Consider the following 20,151-nt stretch of genomic DNA (forward strand, 5'->3'; position numbering starts at 1 on the left):
AATATTCTGTGGCTGAGATACCGCTTTCGTGAACAAGCTCACTCCCACAAAGGCCAGTACATCCGTTAGATATTTAGCGGTCGAAATGCAGTCTTCGTGAGCAAGCTCACCCCCACACGGACTTTATTCAGCACAGGTCCAGCGCAGTCCCTGAAGAGTCAGTAAATCCCTCAGGCTTACCCAATCAGTGCGTTCCGGGATTGGCTTTCAAATGCGCCACCTTCTCTGACAACCCCGTCCACTGCGGCTCATTCGGCGCAAATCGGTTGCGCAGGTACGCGGCCAAATCGCTGATCTGGGTATCGGACAGGCTGTCCTTGAAGCCCGGCATGTAACCCAGATCGGCCGTCGCCGGCTTGTCTATTCCCTGCTGAATCACTTTGATCAGATTGTCCGGCAGCGCGCTGTGGACGTTGGTATTGGTCGCCAGCGACGGGCTCACGCCAAACAACTTCGGCCCCAGACCGTCGGCATGACACCCCTGGCACGAACCTTCGAACACCCGTTGGCCATTGCTCAACGACTGGGGCGAAACGCTCGACTTCTCTGCCAGACTCGTCGCCGTTGCCGGACCGACATCAGCGCTGCCAGACGCAGGCTCATTCAACGCCGCGAGATACACCGCCATCGCCCGCACATCGCTCTTCGGCAGTTTCGCCAGCTCCGACACCACCGGCCCCATTGGTCCCGCCGCGACACCGTGGGCATCGGAGTACCCGCTGCTCAGGTAACTGAACAACTGATCCTCGGTCCACGGCGTCGGCGCTTTCGACAGGCTGTTGAGCGCCGGCGCTTCCCAGCCGTCTACGGTGCCACCCGCGAGAAACGACGTGCCGCCCTTCTCCGCCCCCAGCAGATCCCGCGGTGAATGGCAGGCCGCGCAGTGCCCCAATCCATTGACCAGATACTGGCCGCGATTCCATTGCGCGCTTTGCTGGGGCTGCGTCTGCACCTCGCCTTTGCGCAGGTACAGCGCGTTCCAGCCAGCCATCAACGGCCGCACATTAAAGGGGAAGCGCATGTCATTGGCGGGCTGCACCTGTTTCACCGGCGTCTGCGACATCAGGTACGCGTACAGCGCCTGCATGTCGGCGTCCTCGATGTTTCTGAACGCCGTGTAGGGAAACGCCGGATAAAGGTGTTTGCCATCGCGACTGATGCCGTCACGCATCGCCCGCTCGAACGCCGGATAGGACCAGTTACCGATGCCGGTTTCCGGGTCCGGGGTGATGTTGCTGCTATATAAAGTGCCAAATGGCGTCTGCATCGCCAGCCCGCCGGCATTGCTGGCGCCATTCGGGGCGGTGTGGCAGACCGCGCAGTCGCCCACGGCCGCCAGCAAACGCCCGCGCTCCAGGGTCGCCGACGACCAGGTGCCCGCTGAAGGCGGTGTGATCGTCGCGATTTCCGCACGCCAGGGCAATGCGGTCGCCGCCATGCCGAGCAACGCGCCGAACGCTGCAAACAACGAACCGAACAGCCATTTCGAACGTTTGGCTGTTGGCGATTGCGGCGGTTGGCTATTGGATTGCGTGCCAGCGCTGTTCAGTGCGGCAAGGATGCGCTCGGCGGTAATCGGCAGTTCGCGAAAGCGAATCCCGGTCGCGTCGTACACGGCGTTGGCAATGGCCGCGGCACTCGGCACCGACGCCGACTCCCCGGCACCCATGGGCGGCTCGGCCTGGCGCGGCATCATCATGACGTCGACCTTCGGCACTTCCGGGAACGTCAGAATCGGATAACCGCCCCACTCCTTGCTGGCCACGGTCGACTCCTCGAACGTCACCCGCTCCTTGAGCACGCGGCTGGTGGACTGGATGACGTTGCCGTGGATCTGATGCTGCACGCCGGCCGGGTTGACCATCATCCCGGCGTCATGGCCGATCACCACCCGGGTCACCGACACGTCGCCGGTGTGCTTGTCGATCGCCACGTCTGCGACCCACGCCGCCCACGCCGCGCCGAAGCCGGGAAACTTGCTGTGGATGTAGCGCGCGTAGGCAAAACCGCGCCCGCGCAAGACGCCGTCTTCTTCGGGAATTTCCATGGGTTGAGTGCGCGGCGTCCAGTCAGCGCGCGCCGCCGTGGCACGAACCAATTCAGCGGCGCGCTCGTCGTGCAGATAACGCAGGCGGTATTCGATCGGGTCGACGCCGGCGGCAAACGCCAACTCGTCGATGTAGGACTCATGCGCGAAGGTATTGGGAAGTGCCGACACGCCGCGCATCCACGAGGCCCGTACGATCGGCGCCATGTCGTGAATGGTGACGCGCATGTGCTCGATGTCGTAGGGCGGGATCGAGGTGCGATCGCCCATTTCGAACATCGTCGCCACCGGCTCCACGCGCCCGGTCAGTAGCAAGGCCAGCGTCGGCGAATTGTTCGACGGATAACGGGTGCTGAAGTCATACCCGGCGATTCCGCCATCGGCGTTGAGCCCGCCGTCGACTTCCATCAACTGAGCGGTGCCTTTTGGCTCCCAGGCATGTTCCTGCTCGCGGGTCAGCTGCACGCGCACCGGCCGGCCCACGGCGCGGGACAGCAACACGGCATCGGCGCAGACGTCGTCGGCGCAGTTGCGCCCGTAACAGCCGGCCGCTTCCATGCGAATGATGTCGATGCGTTCTTCGGGGTATTCCAGCAGCCAGGCCAGATCGGCGCGGAGCATGTGGGGGTTCTGCGTGCCGGACCAGACCCGAACGCCTTCTTCGCTGTAGTCCGCCAGACCGCACGAAGGTCCGATGGAGCCGTGAATCTGGTAAGGCCACAGATAGGTTCGCGTCATTCGCTCGCTGGCCTGGGCCAAGGCGTCTTCGACATTACCCTGATCGAGCACCACCCGCTGAATGCTCGGGTTGTCGCGAATCGCCTGCTCGATGTTGCTCATGTCCGGCAACTGGTGCTGCCACGGTTTCCAAGTGACTTTAAGTTCGCGCGCCGCCTTGGCCGCCTGCTCTTCGCGCATCGCAACGATACCGACGAAATCGCGAATCACCACCACGCGGACGATACCGGGAATGTGGGCGATGGAGGATTCATCTACTTCCAGCAAGCTGGTGCCGACAAAGTCGCCCGTGTCGTAACCGGCATAGGGCGGACGTACGACACGGCCATGGAGCATGTCCGGCAGACGCATGTCGTGCACGTAGGTCAATTCGCCGGTCGCCTTGCCCGGAATGTCCACCCGGGCGGCGCCCTGCCCCACCAGCTTGTAGTCTTCCAGCCGCTTGAGTGGTGCGTTGCCGGAGATGCGCAACTCGACACGCTGATCAACCAGCAACTGGCCAAAGGTCAGCTCGCGACCGTCCTGCGCCTTGATCACGCCGCTGTCGATGACCAACGAATCCATATCGACCGACCACTGCTGCGCGGCCTGTTGCAGCAAATAGCGCCGCGCCTCGGCCGCCGCATTGCGCAACGGGATGGCGGAAATCTGCAAAGTGGCGCTGGCAATGGTCGCGCCCTGATTCGGCGCACGTTCGGTGTCGCCCAGGATCATCGTCACCTGATCCATCTGCAGGTCCAGCTCTTCGGCGACGATTTGCGTCAGCGAGGTGCGAATGCCGGTGCCCAGATCGACGTGGCCGTTGAAGGCGAAGACGCGGCCGTCCTGATGGATGGCAATGAACAGCCCCAATTCCACGGGCCGGACGGTGGGGGTGCCGCCTTTGGCGACCGGACCGGATGGCGGGAGGATGTCGTCGACGATCAGCAGCACGCCGTTTTGGGCGAGCAATTCATCGCGCGTGGGCAAAGTCTGGGTCATTGGACGGGATCCGGGCTGGGCTGATGAAGTGCGGCACGCAGGACCGCTCGGAGAATTTCCAGGTGTGTGCCGCAGCGGCACAGGTTGGCCGACAGTTCGTTGCGGATCTGCGCTTCGGTGGGGTGCGGGTTGCGGTCGAGTAACGCTTTGGCGGTCATGATCATGCCGTTCATGCAGTAGCCGCATTGCGCGGCCTGTTCGTCGATGAACGCTTGCTGCACCGGATGCGGGCGGTCTCGTGAGCCGATGCCTTCCAGCGTGGTGATCTGCCGTCCTTGTGCGCCCGCCAGCGGAAACACGCAGGAGCGTGCGGCAACGCCGTCGATGATCACCGTGCAGGCGCCGCACTCGCCCAGGCCGCAGCCGTATTTGGGGCCATTAAGGTGCAGGTCGTTGCGCAGGATCAGTAACAGCGGCGTGTCAGGCATTGCCGTAACGCTCGCGGCCTGACCGTTGACGTTCAAGGTCACGGTCTTCTCTGCCGCCCGCTGTGGCTCGCTTGTGTCAGCCGTCATGTGTTACCTGCTGTAGCTTGCATTTGATGAAGTGATTACTTCATGAAACGAGAGCAGGAAGCATGCCAGCGGAGAAAAGGCTGTAGGACGATGGAGTTTTCGGGAAGGAGATGACGCCTGGCGAGAGGGTCAGGGGGCGTTATTCGTCGCCCTCATCAATCAGTTTGCGCAGCAGAAACAACACAGCCACGCGTTCGGCGGGGTTGAGTTTGCTCAGGGTCAGCTCACTGATCTGCGCGGCGCGAGGCACGGTTTCCTGCACCCGTTGCAGGCCGCTGTCGGTCAGGCTGCAGATGACTTTGCGGCGATCCTGCGGGTCCGGCTCAAGACTGATCAGGTCCCGGGCTTTCAGGCGATCGACGATGCCGCGAATGGTCGCCTGATCCACGGCCGTGGCCTTGACCAGCTCGGTTTGCGAGCTGGGGCCGTGATCGCGCAGAGCGCACAGGGTCACGAATTGCACCGCCGTGAGCTGCGAATCGCCGACATTCTGCTGGAAGATCGCCAAGTGACGCTGGTAGGCCTTGCGCAGCAGATGGCCCACTTGCTCGGAAAAGGTGTAGGACGGATTGTTATTGGAAGGGTTGTCAGTGGACACGGGTGGCTCGTTCGGCGGGATCTGGAAAGTGGTGGCTACAGTAACGTCTGCGGGGGTTGAGGGGAATCTTCGGGATGAGTGAGTTGTGTCGTGACCGGACACGGATGGCCCGGCCTTGCTCATACCCTGTGGGAGATTCTACGGTTGTCATCAAGCCAAAATCCCTCTTTTGATCGTTCCCACGCTCCGCGTGGTAACGCCGCCTCGGGCGCTCCGCGTCCCGCAGACGACGCGCATTCAGGCCGGGGAAGGTGACGCGGAGCGTCACGGGATGCATTTCCACGCAGAGCGGGGGAACGATCAAGATCAAAAGCTTCCCGGCTGAAGCCGGTCCCACAGAGTGCACGCGCTGCTTTTAGCGGGACCGGCTTTAGCCGGGAAGAGGTCACCCCAGGCGCCGACAGTATTGCTGATCAGCCACACTTCCTGTGGGATCGAGCTTGCTCGCGAAGACGGTATTCCTACCGTCGGATCTCTGGTGGATGTACCTGCCTCTTCGTGAGCAAGCTCACTCTCATCAAACAAAAAATATGTCTCTGATTTCGTTACACAATTCAAGAAGCCTTTACCAAGTCCAGCCCCAGTTTCCGGGCCTTGCGCAGCAAGGTCCGGTACTGCTTTTCCTTGCTCCGTTCTTCAAACGCTTCGATCCCCTGCTCAACATAGGGCTGCCCCTTGGTCAGCATGGCGTAGATCAAGCGCGCAAGTTGGTGAGCCGTGGCCTTGATGGCGCAACTGGTATCCATCCGCGCCAGTCGGGCCCTGTGGCTGGCGCCGATAAAGCTTTTGTCATTTCGCGCGTTGGACGCCGCCTGCTTGAGCGCCTGGGCCGCGTTGTTGAGGATTTTCTGACTTTTACCCGACAGTGGGCGACCGCCTGAAATCCGTGTCGGTGGCGCCACGCCCAGCCAGGAACAGAAATGCTCCATCGTAGGAAATCGGGACAAATCCGGCCCAATTTCGCCGGCAATGATTAGAGCCGTATCGACGCCGATGGTCGGTATGGCGGTGAGATCGACGCCCATGACGCGCCAAATTGACTGATGCAGAGCCGCCTGATCTGCTGCGCAGCGGTGGGGGCTACGTAGGATTTTTCGTGAGGGTTGCGGGGCCTCCTCGCGCTCGGGCAGCTGACTCAGCGCGCCCATAATGGCCTTGTCGCAAGCGCCAATCTGCTGCTCAAAGAAGTCATAGCATTGCACTTCCTGTTCGAGCGCATGCAGGTGCTCCAGACGCCAATTACCGTGGAGGCTGCGGGCTACAGTCTCTTTGCTGGCCTTGATCCGCCGATCAGTCAGGTCGGCCAGGACAGACGGATCGCGCTCGCCGGCAATGATTGCACGAAGGATTTTCATGCCGGTCACGCCCGAAATATCGCTGATGACGTTGGCGAGCTGGATGTTCATCTGGCTCAGCGCTTTTTGCATACGGTTCAATGTTTGGGACTGACTGCGAACTTTACTGGCTCGTTGGCGAATGAGTGCCCGCATTGAACAGATCGCATCGTCAGGGCGAAAAGCTCCGCGCAGCAGGCCATGGCTCATCAGTTGCCATATCCACTGGCAATCGAGGACATCGGATTTACGACCGGAAATCTGCCGCGTTGCGCGTGAGTTGACCAGATAGACCTTGAAGCCTCGCGCATCAAGAAGCTCAAACAGTGGAATCCAGTAGACGCCAGTGGCTTCCATGGCCACGACCTCGATCTTCAGACCTTCAAGCCAGTCGGCCAACTTGATGAGGTCGTCGGTGAAGGTGGAGAAGCTGCGTACCGGTTGCTCGTGGTCACGATCAACGGCGACCCAATGCTCGCGGCTGCCAATATCGATACCGGCACAATGCGGATGGACCAGTTCAAAACGCTGCCTGGATTGCTTGCGCGCCATGCTATTTCCTCGCAGGATGATGGGCGCGCGGGGCACACGGTGGCGAAAGGGTTCACTCTCTCATACGTGGTCACGGCTAGCCGTGCCGACAAGGACTCCACGCCGATACCGTGCGGGCCACTCTCCCACGCGGGTGCTGTCACACCAATGTGAGTACCGGCCTCTGTCCCGCGCACCTGAATCCTAGCAAAGCAAAAAGCGGCTGCCCCTGACGGGGCAGCCGCTCTTCGCTTTCCAAGGTATTAGCATCACCACAGGAGAGGAGTCGTGCACCCTGTTTGCTGCGTGACAGCGCGGCGCGTAGCGGCGGGACGGCTCCCACAGGGACCGCGTTCTGAATGCGATCGCGAGCAAGCTCACGCCTACGGATCTCACGGTCGCGGGGAAGCTGCCTCAGGCTTTCGATGCCTCGGGCGCCACCACTTCCCCCGCCAGCACCACGGCCTGATCATCGAGATATATATCGCAACGACGCAGCGGGATATCCAGATGGCACGGGGTTTTGCGGGTGCCGCCGACTTCGGTATTTGGCCCTGTGGAAAACAGGAAATTGCCATAGAACGCCCGGGCGTCCATGCACATGCCGTCGTTCTTGTCGTGCAGGCCCATGGCCGTCCACTGTGCGCGCGGTTGCAGGCCCCAGCCGATGTGGGAAATCCCGTAGACCTCCGGGTCGTTGAAGTACTTCAGGTATTCGCGCAGGTACTCAGCCTCGAAACCACCGTGAATCCCGGTGATAAACCCCTTGTCGATCTCCAGCGTGATTTGCTCGCGGGAATAGGTTTTGAACGGCAGGACGATGTCGCCGACATCAATGACCAGCGTGCCCTCGGCGGTCTCTTCGTTGGGCCAGGAGAACAGAAAACCGCTGGGCCAGTGATCCCAGCGGCCCGGCTCGTCGGCGAAACCGTACTCGGTCACTGAAGGGTATTGCCCCAATTGCGCGCGGAAATCGCTGCCGGCGCGGGACTTCACCTGAATCGACCGGGCCGCCTTCAGCACCTGTTCGGCGGCCAGCACTCGCTCTTTGTCCGCCACTGTCGGCAGCATCCGCGCCAGCACTTCCGGGGGCTCCACCGCCAGCAGAATCCGCGTCCCGGTCTTGAGGATCTGCTCCTGCTCCGGCGAGTGCAGCAGCATCATCGTGTCGACGATCAGGTCCGCCGCCTCAAGGGCACGTTGCGCCGCAATGTTGCCGGTCAGCGCGGTGTCGCCGCAGTAGGCGGTCATGTCGTTGCCCATGGCTTTGGGGTGATTGAACGACGGCAGCTCCACCGCATAGGCCTTGGCGCCCAAACGTTGAGCGGCGTCCATCGCGGCGCTCACCGTACGCGCATCGGAGTAGTGGCTCTTAAGCACCGCGACACTCTGGGTCGCGTCCACTTTCGACAGTTTCAGCACGTGCTCGAACATCTGGGTCAATTCGCAATCGCTAACCGGCATCTCTTTTCTCCTCTGGGGCGGATGACGAGCCGGTTGCACCATTGCAAGGCGTCGCGCATCAGACCAGTGCATTTTTTAAAGCGTACACACTTATTAAAAGCGATAAGACATCAATCCGTGCGCCGCTGCAATAGGCACGCCATTCTGTTACCTAACCACACAGATACCAGCAGATATGGGTTACAGCGAGTGACATGCCTGTTTGCGACACCGCCGGCCGTTTCTGGAAATATCGGTTCACTTTTAAAATTATAAGCGTATACACTTTAAAAACACCGCTACGAGACAATCAATCTCGCCTCGCGGTCATTCAGAGCTCCTGTGACTCAGAACTCACGAAACACGAGGGAATGCGCGCCATGCCAACCACGCAAAAAATCGCCATCGTCGGATCCGGTCTGGGGGGCGCTGCGGCTGCGACGCTGTTGCAGAAAGCCGGTTTCCACGTCGACATCTACGAACAGGCCCCTGCGTTTTCACGCATCGGCGCCGGGGTCCACATGGGTCCGAACATCATGAAAATCTTCCGGCGCATGGGCATTGAGCAACAGCTCAGCGACATGGGTTCGCACCCGGATTTCTGGTTCAGCCGCGACGGTGCAACCGGCGACTACCTGTCGCGCATCGCCCTGGGCGAGTTCTCTCTCAAAGAATACGGCGCGGCCTACATCACCGTGCACCGTGGCGATTTGCACGCACTGCAGATGTCGACGCTGGCGCCCGGCAGCGTGCACTTCAGCAAGTGCCTGACCACCCTGGAGGAACGCGAAAACGGCGTGCGTCTGAATTTCGCCGACGGCACCCATGCCGACGCCGACATCGTGATCGGCGCCGATGGCATCAATTCCAGGATTCGCGAAGAGCTGTTGGGCCACGAGAAACCGCTGTACAGCGGCTGGGTCGCCCACCGCGCGCTGATCTCCAGCGAGGTGCTGACCAAATACAACCTGGAGTTCGAGAACTGCGTGAAATGGTGGAGCGAGGACCGTCACATGATGGTTTACCACACCACCGGCAAGCGCGATGAGTACTACTACGTCACCGGCGTGCCCCATGCCGCATGGGATTTTGAAGGCAACTGGGTCGACAGCAGCCGGGACGAAATGTACGAAGCCTTCGCCGGGTATCACCCCACCGTGCAGGCCCTGATCGAGTCCACTGAAACCGTGACCAAGTGGCCGCTGCTCAACCGCAACCCGCTGCCGCTGTGGAGTCGCGGCCGCCTCGTTTTGCTCGGCGATGCCTGCCACCCGATGAAGCCGCACATGGCACAGGGCGCTGGCATGGCCATCGAAGACGCCGCGATGCTCACCCGCTGCCTGCAGGAAACCGGCCTCAGCGACTACCGCACCGCGTTCCAGCTGTACGAAGCCAATCGCAAGGAGCGCGCCTCTCGCGTGCAAGCGGTTTCCAACGCCAACACCTGGCTGCGCACCCAGGAAGATCCGGCCTGGGTCTACGGTTACGACTTATACGGCCAGGAGCTGAAATCGGGGGTGGCGGCATGAGCACCTTCATTCAGGGTGGCAACGTTCAGGCCAACGGCATCCGTCAGCATTACCTGCGCTACGGCGGCGACATACACGCGGGCAAACCGGCGCTGATCCTGATCCCGGGCATCACCAGCCCGGCGATCACCTGGGGGTTCGTCGCTGAACACCTGGGCCAGTCTTTCGACACCTACTTGCTGGATGCGCGCGGTCGCGGGCTTTCTTCCACGGGACCGGATCTGGATTACAGCGTCGACACCTGCGCCGACGACATCGGTGCGTTCGCCGCCGCCATGGGGATCGACAGCTATCACCTGGCCGGCCATTCGATGGGCGCGCGTTTTGCCGCACGGGCGTCGGTTCGTTGTCCGCGGGGGCTGAAAAGCCTGGTGCTGATCGATCCGCCGGTGTCCGGTCCGGGGCGTCGTGAATACCCGGCGAAGTTACCGTGGTACGTCGATTCGATCCGCCAGTCGCAACAGGGCATGAGCGCGGAAGACATGCGCGCGTTCTGCCCGACCTGGACCGAGGAGCAATTGCAGCTGCGCGCCGAGTGGCTGCACACCTGCTACGAACCCGCCATCGTGCGCGCCTTCAACGACTTCCATGACGTGGATTTCCATCAGGACCTGCCGAACCTGCCGGTCCCTGCCCTGCTCATCGTCGCCGAGCGTGGGGGCGTGATTCAGGCGCAAGACGAAGCCGAAATCCGACAGCTGCAACCGAACATTCTGATCGCGCGGGTGGAAAACGCCGGGCACATGATTCCGTGGGACAACCTCCCGGGGTTCTTTGCCGCGTTCGGGGATTTTCTCGGTACGCCGCTCAATTAACGGCCTTTGCTTAATACGATGAACAGGAGAACCCAATGACCGACCCACAAAGCGCGGACGCCAACTATCAGGGCGTCTGGGGCAATCGCATCGGTTTTGGTGCGAAACCGGCCCTGTTGATGATCGATTTCATGCAGGGCTACACCCAACCCGGTGCGCCGTTGTATGCGCCGGGCGTGGTCAGCGCGGTGGTCGAAAGCGTCGAGCTGCTGGCCTGCGCACGGGAACACGGCATCGCGGTGGTGCACACCAATATCCGCTACCACCCCACGCATTTCGCGGACGGCGGCATGTGGGTGAAAAAAGCGCCGGTGATGAAGGACATGGTCGAAGGCAATCCGCTGGCCGCGTTCTGCGAGGCCGTGCAGCCGTTGCCCGAAGAGGTCGTCATCAGCAAGCAGTACGCGAGTTCTTTCTTCGGCACGTCACTGGCATCAATGCTGCACGCCCAAGGGATCGACACCGTCGTGCTGGCCGGTTGCTCCACCAGCGGCTGCATCCGGGCGACAGCGGTAGATGCCGTGCAGCATGGTTTCCGGACCATCGTGGTGCGGGAGTGCGTGGGCGACCGTCACCCCGATCCCCATGAAGCGAACCTGTTCGACATCGACAGCAAATACGGGGATGTGATTGGTAAGCAGGAGGCTATGACGCACATGCGAGCGGCAACCGGTAAGCGATGAGCTGCAAGCTACAAGCGGTAAGCCGCAAGTGAAGAGCACGCGGTCCCCACTTGCAGCTTGAAGCTTACCGCTTGCCGCTTCTTCCCCCATATGACAACACCGCAAACACAGGCAAAATCAGCCGCCGCCGCGCTCACCGGTCGTAGAACCGCCAGGAGACCCCCATGCCCTCTGCGAATGTAGACACCTCCGCGAACTTAGCCGCGGACCCGATCAAGGCGCTGTACAGCAAGATCACCTGGAAGCTCATTCCCTTCCTGTGCTTCTGCTACCTGGCCGCTTACCTGGACCGCATCAATATCGGCTTCGCCAAGCTGCAGATGCTCGACCAGTTGCACTTCAGCGAGACCGCGTTCGGGCTGGGCGCCGGGCTGTTCTTCGTCGGCTATATCCTCTTCGAAGTGCCGAGCAACCTGGTGCTGGAGAAGGTCGGCGCGAAGATCTGGATCGCGCGGATCATGATCACCTGGGGCTTGCTGTCGTCCTGCACGTTGTTCGTCAGCACGCCGACGCAGTTTTACGTGCTGCGCTTTCTCCTTGGCGCCGCTGAAGCGGGCTTTCTGCCCGGCGTGCTGTTCTACCTGACCACCTGGTTCCCGACCTACCGCCGTGGCCGCATCATCGCGTTGTTCATGATCGGCCTGCCGCTTTCCAGCGTCATCGGCGGCCCGCTGTCGGGCTGGATCATGGGCCATTTCGACCAGACCGCCGGCCTGCGCGGCTGGCAGTGGCTGTTCCTGATCGAGGGCATTCCCAGCGTGCTGCTGGGGGTGATGACGTTCTGGGCGCTGCCGAATAATCCGAAAGAAGCCAAATGGCTGAACAGCACCGAACAAACCCTGCTGGAAGGCGAACTGCGCCTGGACGACGTTGAGGGCAAAGACAGCAAGCACAGCTTTCGCGACGGCTTTTTCAATCTGAAAGTGTGGATGCTCGGCGGCATCGACTTCTCGATCCTGCTCAGCGCCTACGCCATGGGCTTCTGGATGCCGACGTTCATCAAAAACGCCGGGGTCACCGACACCTTCCACATCGGCGTGCTGACCGCATTGCCCAGCGTGGCCGCGTTGATCGGCATGCTGATGATCGGCGCCAGCTCCGACCGCCGTCGCGAACGTCGCTGGCACATCATCGTGCCGTTCTGGATCGGCGCCGTGGCCATGGCCGCCAGCCCGTTCTTCACCCATAACCTGGTCATGACCGTCGCGCTGTTTGCCGTCGCTTCAGCCGCCATCATCGGTGCCGTGCCGGTGTTCTTCAGCCTGCCGGCGACGTTCCTCAAGGGCCGGGCGGCGGCGACAGGCTTTGCATTGGCCTGCTCGCTGGCGAACATTGCGGGATTGGTGAGCAACTCGATGATGGGCATCGCCATCGACGTCACGGGCAGCAGCGCCGGGGCATTGTGGTTCTTTGCCGGGTGTTTGATTTTGAGCAGCCTGCTGGTGGTGGCGTTGCCGGCGAAGCTGGTGAATCGATGATGACCGGGCCGGTGTCGGCTAAGCCTCCGAACCGAGGACCGATTGATTGCCGCTGAAGCGTTGTAAATAAATCAGTCCCCTGACGGGTGCTCACCCCGCCAATGCAATCAGCTGTTGCCGCTGGGCGTCGGTGAGCAACGGACCACGCGCAGCTTCGGCGTTTTCCTTCATGTATTTGGGATTTCCCGTACCGGGAATTGCGCACGTCACCGCCGGGTGTGAGATCAGAAACTTCAGCGCCAGCTGCGCCCAGCTCCTGGCCTGAACCTCCCCCGCCCAGCCCGGCAGCGGCGCGTTGCGCAAGCGTCCGAGCAGACCGCCGCCACCGAACGGCCGATTGCAGATCACCGCCACTCCCCGCTCACGGCACAGCGGCAGCAGCCGTGCCTCGACAGCGCGATCGTCCAGTGCGTAATTGATCTGCAGAAAATCAAACGCCTCAGCCTTCAGCGCAGCTTCGACCTCCGCGTAGGCCGATGGGGTGTAGTGCGTGAGACCGATGTAACGAATGCGCCCTTCCTCTTTCCACTGACGCAGGGTCGGCAGGTGGGTTTTCCAGTCCAGCAGGTTGTGGATCTGCATGAGGTCGATGCGCGGGGTCCGCAACAGCCGGAACGACGCTTCCATCTGGGCAATGCCTTCGTCGCGTCCCCGGGTCCAGACCTTGGTCGCCAGAAAAGCCGGCGATGACGGCTGATGAATTGCCAGCAACTCGCCCGTGGTTTCCTCGGCGCGGCCGTACATCGGTGAACTGTCGATCACCGTGCCGCCCGCCTGAAACAGCTGGTCGACCACAGCGGGTAGCTGTTTATACGCGTCGCTGGCGGGCTCGACATCGAACCCGCGATACGTGCCGAGGCCGATCATCGGCAACGCTTCGCCGCTGGATGGAATATCTCGCGTGAGCATGTTCCGCTCTCCTGGTTGACTGGGCGATGTGCCGGGTGGTGGGGCTTCGAATGCCTGCGCACGGCGCCCGAAGGCGTCAAGAACCAGCGCCGCCGAGGCACCTGCTGCCAGAGTGATCAGTCTTCTGCGGGTGAGCGGGTGTGGGTCGGTCACGGGCATGTCTCCGGGGCGGGCTGACGTGAGCGCACAGTGATTGATCGACCCCACGCGTGCGCCGTGGGTTCAAGTCTGTACGACCATCTGCGCAGACCTCGGGTGTGCACTGGAACTCAATCATTCCTCTTAACTAACCGGAATGACGCAGAGCGTCTCTGGATGCATTCCCACGCGGAGCGTGGGAAAGATCAAACATCAGCGCCTGGACTGGCCTCTTCCCGGCTGAAGCCGGTCCCACTAAACAGCAGCGCGCGCAGCCAGTGGGATTGGCGGCGCCCCGGTAGGACCGGCTTTAGCCGGGAAGCTGTTGCCCTGCTTTTGCCCTGCTTTTGATCCTCGTACGCAGCAATTCCAGACGACACAAAACGCGACTTTGGTGCAGGCTGAACGCAGGTCTCGCTCCGTGGGCCGAGCGGCATGGATGCCGCGAGAGCCGCCCCCCGCCATGGATGGCGGATGGCGGCGGGCCCACGGAGCGAGACCGGAGTGAAGGAACCCTGACGAAGGAAGGGCCAAACCGAGAGCAGGCACTTTTGCTTACTTTTGGTGCTTTTCAAAAGTAAGTCGCCGAAGGCGAAACAGTCTGCCCCCAGGCAGACGCTCTTGATCTCGGCAAATACCGCGACCACCTGCGCAGATCGCGGGAACGCTGGGCAGCCCCATGCGTCAGAACTCCATCTTGAACACTGGAAGACACGAAATGAAAACCGTCATTACCCTGAACGAACTCGCCAACGCCGACCTGCGCCCCTACACCGAAATCTGGCTGACCTCGCCGACTGCCGTTCGCGAACCCGGCCACACCGATGACGAACTGTGCCTGTGGCGCGCCAACCAAGTCTTCTCCCACGACATGCTCAGCGAAGGCACCCATGGTCAGAACGTCATGCCGGTGTGGCTGGTGGTTGACGACATCGACGACTCTGAGCAGGTGCTTGAAGTCGAAACACAAGTGCGTGAACGCCTGCTGACCGCAGGGCTTGAAGGAGAGTTCTACCCGGCGGAAGTGGGCGAGCGGACGGACGGGGTCAAGTGATTTAACCGAGTACAGAAGCTACGCGTAAGGCCGGCGAATATACCTGCCAGCCTTTGCGTATCGCCGCGAGTTACCGCGATTTATGACTTCAGCGCGTCATACGCTTCCAGCGCGTGCATCGAGTAGATGTACGCCGCGCCTGCGTTCAACGAGATCGCGGTGGCCAGGGCGGCGGCGACTTCTTCGCGGGTCGCGCCAGCGGCGATTGCGGCCTGGGCATGGGTGCCGAGACAGCCGTCGCAGCGTGTAGTGACGGCAACGGCGAGAGAAATCAACTCGCGGGTCTTGGCGTCGAGAACGTTGTTCTCTGCGGCGGCTTCGCCAAGGGCCATGTAGGCCTTGACCATTTTCGGGTTGGATTTGGACAGCGCACCAAACGATTGCTTGATGGTGGAAACCAGATCGGGCCAGTTGCTGAACATATTGGTATCTCCTGAGGGCGGCGACTAGACTGCGCCGAAACACCTTCAGTCTCCGCCAGCCACGGTGCGGCGACTTGCTCGTTTGGCTCATTCTTTTGTCCGAAAGTCGCCTATGAATGCCATTGATACGCTCATCGCCCTCGCTGACATCCGCGGCAGCCTCGACCTTCGCTGTCAGTTTCAGGGTGACTGGGCCCTCGACCATGCACAGGAACCCGCTGGCACGTCGCCCTACCACATTGTGCTGGCCGGGCACTGTCACGTTGAGATGGCCGATCGACAGCGATTGACCCTGAGGGCCGGGGACATTCTGGTTCTGCCGCGAGGCAGCCAGCACCTGTTGTTGAGCCCCGGCCAGCGCGTGACGCCTTCTCGGCCCCAGCGCCGGACTGACGCAGGCTTACTGCCGATGCAACGCTTCGGCGACGGGGTGGAGCTGGATTTACTGTGCGGCCGCTTCATCCATCAGCCCAAGGCGATGCTGTTCTCGTCCCTCCCCGATCATGTGAAGGTCTCGACCCAGGCGCTGGGCCACGGCGACCCGTTACCGGCGCTGGTCGCACTGCTGCGCAGTGAAGCGGACGCCAACCTGGCGGGGGGCCAGTTCATGGTCAATGCGCTGACCTCGGCGCTGTTCACCCTGGTGTTGCGGGAGCACCTTCGTCAGTCGCCGCAACATAGCGGCAGCCTCGCGCTGCTGACAGACAAGCGTCTGGGTCGGGCGTGGCAAGCGATGCTGGAAAACCCGGCCCATGACTGGAACATCAACGCCCTGGCAGAACTGGCGAGCATGTCCCGGGCGACCTTCATGCGCGCCTTCGCGAAACTCAGCGGCAGCTCGCCGTGGACATTGCTGACCCAGGTTCGCATGCAACGGGCCTATGGATTATTAAGTGCGTCGAAAGAAGGCCTGAGCGACATCGCCGCTCAGGTCGGTTACCAGTCCCAGGCGGCGTTCAGCAAAGTCTTCAAGGACACCTACGGCATGGCGCCCGGTCAAATGCGCCGCAGCCTGATCGGCGATGTTGACCAGTGACTCAACGCTTCAACCCGGCGGCGTGGCGCCCAGGCGTTTCCACATCGGTTTGGTCAGGCGCTGGGTGTTCTTGTAACCGGCCCACGGGTCAGCCTTCAGCTTGCGCAACCGCTGCTGCAGATTGGCGATGTTCCACTGTGCCGATGACTTCACCTCGGTCAGCTCGTCACGGGTGATCGGCACCGACACTGGCAACCCCGGCCGCGCCCTTGCCGAGTAGGCCACCACCGTACTGGCGCCCCGGCTGTTGCGCAGGTAATCGATGAATATCTTGCCGACCCGGTTCTTCGGCCCTGACGTCGCGGTGAATCGGTCCGGCAGCTCCCGTGACATGAATTGCGCCAGCGCTTTGGCGAAGGCTTTGACCGACTCCCAATCGGCCCGGCGTGCAAGCGGCACGACGATGTGCATGCCCTTGCCGCCACTGGTCTTGACGTAAGCATCCAAGCCCAGCTCGTCGAGGGTCGACAGCGTCAGTTGCGTGGCTTCGATCATGCTGCGCCAGGGCAACTGGTCGTCCGGGTCAAGATCAAGGACGAAGTGGTCCGGCAGCTCGATCTGATCGTAGGTCACGCCCCAGGTGTGCAGTTCGATGGTGCCCATCTGGGCGGCACCCACCAGCGCCTTGACGCTGTCGATCTCCATCAACCGTGCATGGCCGGGGTCGAGCTTGGGGTCCAGCTGCTTGATGTTGGGGATCGCCATGCGCTCGGAATGTTTCTGGAAAAACTGCTCGCCCTCCACGCCTTCGGGGCAGCGCAACAGCGCCACGGGCCTATGGTCGAGGTGCGGCAGAATCCAGTCCGCCACCGATTCGTAATACTGCGCCAGCTCGATCTTGTGCAGGCCGCTCTCCGAGTCGATCACCCGTTCGGGATGGCTGACCATCACGCCGGCCACGTCGATGCGGTCCTTGCCTGCACGTTTGCTGGCAGGCTTGGGTTTCACGGCTGAAGCATCGGCGCTGGTTGCGGATTTTTTGCTCGGCGTTTTGGTCTTGGCGGCGCTGGGCTTGAACGGTGCCTTGATGTCTTTCGGCGTCCTGGGGTATTCGTGAACCACGTCGCTGGGGGGCTTGTCGCTGCGCAACGAGACAAACGCCGAATGACGAATGATGCCGTCGCGGGTCCATTCGCCGAACTCGACTTCCGCCACCAAGGTCGGCTCTATCCAGTGCACACCCCGGGCCTGGGCGCTGGTCACTTTTTTCGCCAGCGGCGAGGCGTCCTGTTCCAGCGGCTTCATCTGCTCAAGCACGTCGCCGAGCACCTGCTGATTGAACCCGGTGCCGACCCGACCGGCATACACCAGGCCCGCGCCCTCCTCGTTCACCGCCAACAACAGCGCGCCAAAACCATTGCGCGCGCCCTTAGGTTTGGTGAAGCCGACAATGACGAACTCCTGGCGCAGCTTGCACTTGAGCTTGATCCAGTCAGCGTTGCGTTTCGACTGGTACGCGCTGCCAGCCCGCTTGCCGATGACGCCTTCGAGGGACATCAGGCTCGCGCTCTCGATGATGTCGCGATGGCCGGCGGAGAAGGCTTCGGAGAACCGGAGCAGACCCTTTTTCTGTCGTCCCAGCAGTTTCTGCAGCGCGGCGCGGCGGTCTTCCACGGGCATCTCCCGCAGGTCTTCTCCATTCAGGAACGGCACGTCAAACAGGTAGTAGATGATGTCCATGCTGCGGTCGATGTCGAACGCATTCTGCAGCGCCTGAAAGTCCGGCAACCCGGCGTCGTTGAGCACCACGACTTCGCCGTCCAGCCAGCAGTTGTCCAGTTTCAACTCGCCGATGGCCTTGGCCTGCAACGGCAGTCGCTCGGTCCAGTCATTGCCGTTACGGGTGAAAAACTTCACCTCGCCATCAATGATGCGAGTCAGAATCCGGTAGCCGTCGTACTTGATTTCGTAAAACCAATTGCCCTCGGGCGGGGTGTCCATGAGCGTCGCCAACTGAGGCGAGAGCTTGGCCGGCACGCCGCTCTTTTTGGGCGAAGGCGCTTTGGCTTCTTTCCCCGCTGGCTTTTTTGCGGGCTTCTTCGCGGTAGAGGTCTCGGCAACGGGCTCAGACGCTGCCGATCGACGTTTGGCGGTCTTGGCCGGCGCGCGCCCCTCGCCCACCGTCGCGCCACTGACCACGCTTGCCGGCTTGCCAGCCACGATGTCGTATTCCTCGCCCGAGCGCACGGCGTCGTCCTTTTCCTTGATCAACAGCCACTGCTCCTTGTCGCTGTTGCCCGGCAAGCGGGTCCGCACCAGCGCCCAGTCGCCGGTGAGTTTTTCACCGATCAGGGTGAATTTGAGCTTGCCGGCCTTGTAGGTTTCCCGAGGGTCGCCGTGGGGTTGCCAGATGCCGCGGTCCCAGACGATCACGTCGCCAGCGCCGTATTCGCCCTCGGGAATGCTGCCCTCAAAACTGCCGTAATCCAGCGGATGATCTTCGACGTGCACCGCCAGACGCTTGTTTTTCGGGTCCAGGCTCGGTCCTTTCGGCACTGCCCAGCTTTTCAGCGTGCCATCCAGCTCAAGGCGAAAGTCGTAATGCAGATTGCGCGCATCGTGCTTGTGAATGACGAAACTCAGCGCCTTACCTTTCTTGCTTCGCGTCTTGCCCTCGCTTTCGGCCGGCTCGGACGTGACATCGAAGTTGCGCTTGCGGGTGTATTCACTCACAGGTTTTGTCATGACGATGAACCTCTGCGCAGTGGAACGGTGCATCTTTTAACGCTACAACAGGACACGCGTTCAAGAGGCCTTGGTGGTCTTCTTCCGGGGCGGCGCACGACGCTTCGCTGGCGCATCGTCCTTGGACTCGGTTTTGCTTTTGGCCGCCGGTTTAGCTTTGGCGGGCGCCGCCTTCGCTGCAGCGCCGCGACCGCCCAAACTGCGCTTGAGCAGTTCGGTCAGGTCGATGACATCGGCCGACTTACGCTCAGTGTCACCCGCATCGGTCTCGACGTTTTCGATCTTGCCTTCGCGGGCCTTGGTTTCCACCAGCGACATGATCTGGTCCTGGAAGGTGTCGCGGTACTCTTCGGCGTCCGGCGTCCATTCGGTGCTCATGTCCTTGATCAGGCGCTTGGCCATGTCCAGCTCACTCTTGCTGAGCTTGACGTCGGTGGCCTCCTTGGGCAGCTCAAGGCTGTCGAGGCCACGCACTTCCGAGGGCCAGCGCAGCAGCACGAGGACGATCGCCGACTCCAGGGGCATCACTGCCGCCAAGTGCTGGCTGGTGCGAATCACCACATGGGCCAGCGCCACCTTGCCGGTATCGACCAGTGACTGCCTCAACAGCGCGTAGACTTTCTCGCCGCGCTTGTCCGGGGCAAGGAAGTACGGCGTGTCGATGTGCTGGAGCGGAATCTGGTCGCTGTCGACGAAACCGAAAATGTCGATGGTCTGGGTCGATTTCGGGTGCGCCGACCGAATCTCGTCCTCGCTGATAACGACGTAGCGCCCCTTCTCGTACTGCACGCCTTTGACGATGTTTTCTTTATTGATCTCCTTGCCGGAGACCTTGTTGATGCGCTTGTAACCGACCGGGTCCATGCTGCGTTTGTCCAGCCAGTCGAAGTCGACACCTTGCCGCGACGTCGCCGACACCAGCGCCACAGGAATATGCACCAGCCCAAAACTGATCGCGCCTTTCCAGATTGCCCGAGGCATAGTTTTTATTTCCGATGGGGTGTGAGGGGGTATGTGTAGGAAGTGACCGGAGCGCACGCGGAAAAGTTTCGGGCCACCGACCGGAGCGTCGCTTGCATCAACATAGCGGGCGGGGGCTGCCCGCCTTTGGTGCGCAAGACGTGTCACGTAAACGCCCGCCTAGACAGATCGCGTACCTATTCGGCGAAGCCTCTTCTTAACGCAACGAAAAAGCGTTAAGCTCCCGCCACTCCT

General features: G+C 61.6%; 15 protein-coding genes. 6 read left to right on the plus strand and 9 right to left on the minus strand.

Features of this window, described 5'->3' with window-relative positions:
* Nucleotides 1–184: 184 nt before the first annotated feature.
* The 5 genes from AC3ISG_RS16395 to AC3ISG_RS16415 all read right to left on the minus strand — a co-directional run bounded on the left by AC3ISG_RS16395 (nt 185) and on the right by AC3ISG_RS16415 (nt 8,208).
* Nucleotides 185–3,766, minus strand: a complete 3,582-nt coding sequence (locus tag AC3ISG_RS16395) for a molybdopterin cofactor-binding domain-containing protein (protein ID WP_489297457.1) — start codon at nt 3,764–3,766, stop codon at nt 185–187.
* Nucleotides 3,763–4,281 carry a (2Fe-2S)-binding protein gene (locus tag AC3ISG_RS16400; protein WP_489297458.1) on the minus strand — a complete coding sequence of 173 codons (519 nt, stop codon included), beginning with the start codon at nt 4,279–4,281 and terminating at the stop codon, nt 3,763–3,765. The genes AC3ISG_RS16395 and AC3ISG_RS16400 overlap by 4 nt, the downstream gene beginning before the upstream one ends.
* A 139-nt stretch (nt 4,282–4,420) precedes the next feature.
* Entirely contained in the window at nt 4,421–4,879 is a 459-nt protein-coding gene (locus AC3ISG_RS16405) for a MarR family winged helix-turn-helix transcriptional regulator (protein ID WP_489297459.1), read from the minus strand.
* A gap of 554 nt (nt 4,880–5,433) precedes the next feature.
* Nucleotides 5,434–6,765 (minus strand): IS110 family RNA-guided transposase, encoded by a 1,332-nt coding sequence (locus tag AC3ISG_RS16410; RefSeq protein ID WP_489297460.1) that lies wholly within the window; start codon nt 6,763–6,765, stop codon nt 5,434–5,436.
* Between the two features lie 393 nt (nt 6,766–7,158).
* Nucleotides 7,159–8,208, minus strand: coding sequence for a 2,5-dihydroxypyridine 5,6-dioxygenase (locus AC3ISG_RS16415; protein ID WP_489297461.1), 1,050 nt, complete (start codon nt 8,206–8,208; stop codon nt 7,159–7,161).
* Between the two features lie 359 nt (nt 8,209–8,567).
* Between AC3ISG_RS16415 and AC3ISG_RS16420 the strand changes: the two genes are divergently transcribed.
* From AC3ISG_RS16420 to AC3ISG_RS16435, 4 genes are all read left to right on the plus strand, one after another.
* Complete coding sequence (locus AC3ISG_RS16420) at nt 8,568–9,716, plus strand: FAD-dependent monooxygenase (RefSeq protein WP_489297462.1); 1,149 nt, start codon at nt 8,568–8,570, stop codon at nt 9,714–9,716.
* On the plus strand, nt 9,713–10,531 hold the full coding sequence (locus AC3ISG_RS16425; protein WP_489297463.1) for an alpha/beta fold hydrolase: 819 nt from the start codon (nt 9,713–9,715) through the stop codon (nt 10,529–10,531). The genes AC3ISG_RS16420 and AC3ISG_RS16425 overlap by 4 nt, the downstream gene beginning before the upstream one ends.
* Nucleotides 10,532–10,566: 35 nt before the next feature.
* Entirely contained in the window at nt 10,567–11,214 is a 648-nt protein-coding gene (locus tag AC3ISG_RS16430) for an N-carbamoylsarcosine amidohydrolase (RefSeq protein WP_489297464.1), read from the plus strand.
* Nucleotides 11,215–11,378: 164 nt separating this feature from the next.
* A complete protein-coding gene (locus tag AC3ISG_RS16435; RefSeq protein ID WP_489297465.1) occupies nt 11,379–12,692 on the plus strand; it encodes an MFS transporter in 1,314 nt (437 codons plus the stop codon).
* A gap of 90 nt (nt 12,693–12,782) precedes the next feature.
* Here the strand turns inward: AC3ISG_RS16435 and AC3ISG_RS16440 are convergent, their stop codons facing one another.
* Nucleotides 12,783–13,760 (minus strand): aldo/keto reductase, encoded by a 978-nt coding sequence (locus AC3ISG_RS16440; RefSeq protein WP_489297466.1) that lies wholly within the window; start codon nt 13,758–13,760, stop codon nt 12,783–12,785.
* Between the two features lie 697 nt (nt 13,761–14,457).
* Here AC3ISG_RS16440 and AC3ISG_RS16445 point away from each other — a divergent pair.
* The gene (locus AC3ISG_RS16445; protein ID WP_172611529.1) at nt 14,458–14,793 is read left to right on the plus strand and encodes a hypothetical protein; all 336 of its coding nucleotides are present in this window, start codon (nt 14,458–14,460) and stop codon (nt 14,791–14,793) included.
* 80 nt (nt 14,794–14,873) lie between these two features.
* Here the strand turns inward: AC3ISG_RS16445 and AC3ISG_RS16450 are convergent, their stop codons facing one another.
* Entirely contained in the window at nt 14,874–15,215 is a 342-nt protein-coding gene (locus AC3ISG_RS16450; protein ID WP_122624893.1) for a carboxymuconolactone decarboxylase family protein, read from the minus strand.
* Between the two features lie 112 nt (nt 15,216–15,327).
* On the opposite strand from AC3ISG_RS16450, the gene AC3ISG_RS16455 reads away from it, so the two are divergent.
* Nucleotides 15,328–16,251 (plus strand): AraC family transcriptional regulator, encoded by a 924-nt coding sequence (locus AC3ISG_RS16455; RefSeq protein ID WP_489297467.1) that lies wholly within the window; start codon nt 15,328–15,330, stop codon nt 16,249–16,251.
* Nucleotides 16,252–16,260: 9 nt separating this feature from the next.
* Here AC3ISG_RS16455 and ligD read toward each other — a convergent pair whose 3' ends face one another.
* Both ligD and ku read right to left on the minus strand, forming a co-directional pair.
* Entirely contained in the window at nt 16,261–18,936 is a 2,676-nt protein-coding gene (gene ligD / locus AC3ISG_RS16460) for a DNA ligase D (protein ID WP_489297468.1), read from the minus strand.
* 60 nt (nt 18,937–18,996) lie between these two features.
* Nucleotides 18,997–19,917 carry a non-homologous end joining protein Ku gene (gene ku / locus AC3ISG_RS16465; protein WP_122535116.1) on the minus strand — a complete coding sequence of 307 codons (921 nt, stop codon included), beginning with the start codon at nt 19,915–19,917 and terminating at the stop codon, nt 18,997–18,999.
* Nucleotides 19,918–20,151: the final 234 nt, after the last annotated feature.

The sequence above is a fragment of the Pseudomonas sp. GL_135 genome (assembly GCF_057834665.1).

What these genes read in the sequence shown, in the direction of transcription:
- AC3ISG_RS16430 (WP_489297464.1), top strand. Translation starts at nt 10,567, where the DNA reads ATGACCGACCCACAAAGCGCGGACGCCAACTATCAGGGCGTCTGGGGC.
- AC3ISG_RS16440 (WP_489297466.1), bottom strand. Translation starts at nt 13,760, where the DNA reads ATGCCCGTGACCGACCCACACCCGCTCACCCGCAGAAGACTGATCACT.
- AC3ISG_RS16435 (WP_489297465.1), top strand. Translation starts at nt 11,379, where the DNA reads ATGCCCTCTGCGAATGTAGACACCTCCGCGAACTTAGCCGCGGACCCG.
- ku (WP_122535116.1), bottom strand. Translation starts at nt 19,917, where the DNA reads ATGCCTCGGGCAATCTGGAAAGGCGCGATCAGTTTTGGGCTGGTGCAT.
- AC3ISG_RS16395 (WP_489297457.1), bottom strand. Translation starts at nt 3,766, where the DNA reads ATGACCCAGACTTTGCCCACGCGCGATGAATTGCTCGCCCAAAACGGC.
- AC3ISG_RS16445 (WP_172611529.1), top strand. Translation starts at nt 14,458, where the DNA reads ATGAAAACCGTCATTACCCTGAACGAACTCGCCAACGCCGACCTGCGC.
- AC3ISG_RS16425 (WP_489297463.1), top strand. Translation starts at nt 9,713, where the DNA reads ATGAGCACCTTCATTCAGGGTGGCAACGTTCAGGCCAACGGCATCCGT.
- AC3ISG_RS16455 (WP_489297467.1), top strand. Translation starts at nt 15,328, where the DNA reads ATGAATGCCATTGATACGCTCATCGCCCTCGCTGACATCCGCGGCAGC.
- AC3ISG_RS16450 (WP_122624893.1), bottom strand. Translation starts at nt 15,215, where the DNA reads ATGTTCAGCAACTGGCCCGATCTGGTTTCCACCATCAAGCAATCGTTT.
- AC3ISG_RS16410 (WP_489297460.1), bottom strand. Translation starts at nt 6,765, where the DNA reads ATGGCGCGCAAGCAATCCAGGCAGCGTTTTGAACTGGTCCATCCGCAT.
- ligD (WP_489297468.1), bottom strand. Translation starts at nt 18,936, where the DNA reads ATGACAAAACCTGTGAGTGAATACACCCGCAAGCGCAACTTCGATGTC.
- AC3ISG_RS16400 (WP_489297458.1), bottom strand. Translation starts at nt 4,281, where the DNA reads ATGACGGCTGACACAAGCGAGCCACAGCGGGCGGCAGAGAAGACCGTG.
- AC3ISG_RS16420 (WP_489297462.1), top strand. Translation starts at nt 8,568, where the DNA reads ATGCCAACCACGCAAAAAATCGCCATCGTCGGATCCGGTCTGGGGGGC.
- AC3ISG_RS16415 (WP_489297461.1), bottom strand. Translation starts at nt 8,208, where the DNA reads ATGCCGGTTAGCGATTGCGAATTGACCCAGATGTTCGAGCACGTGCTG.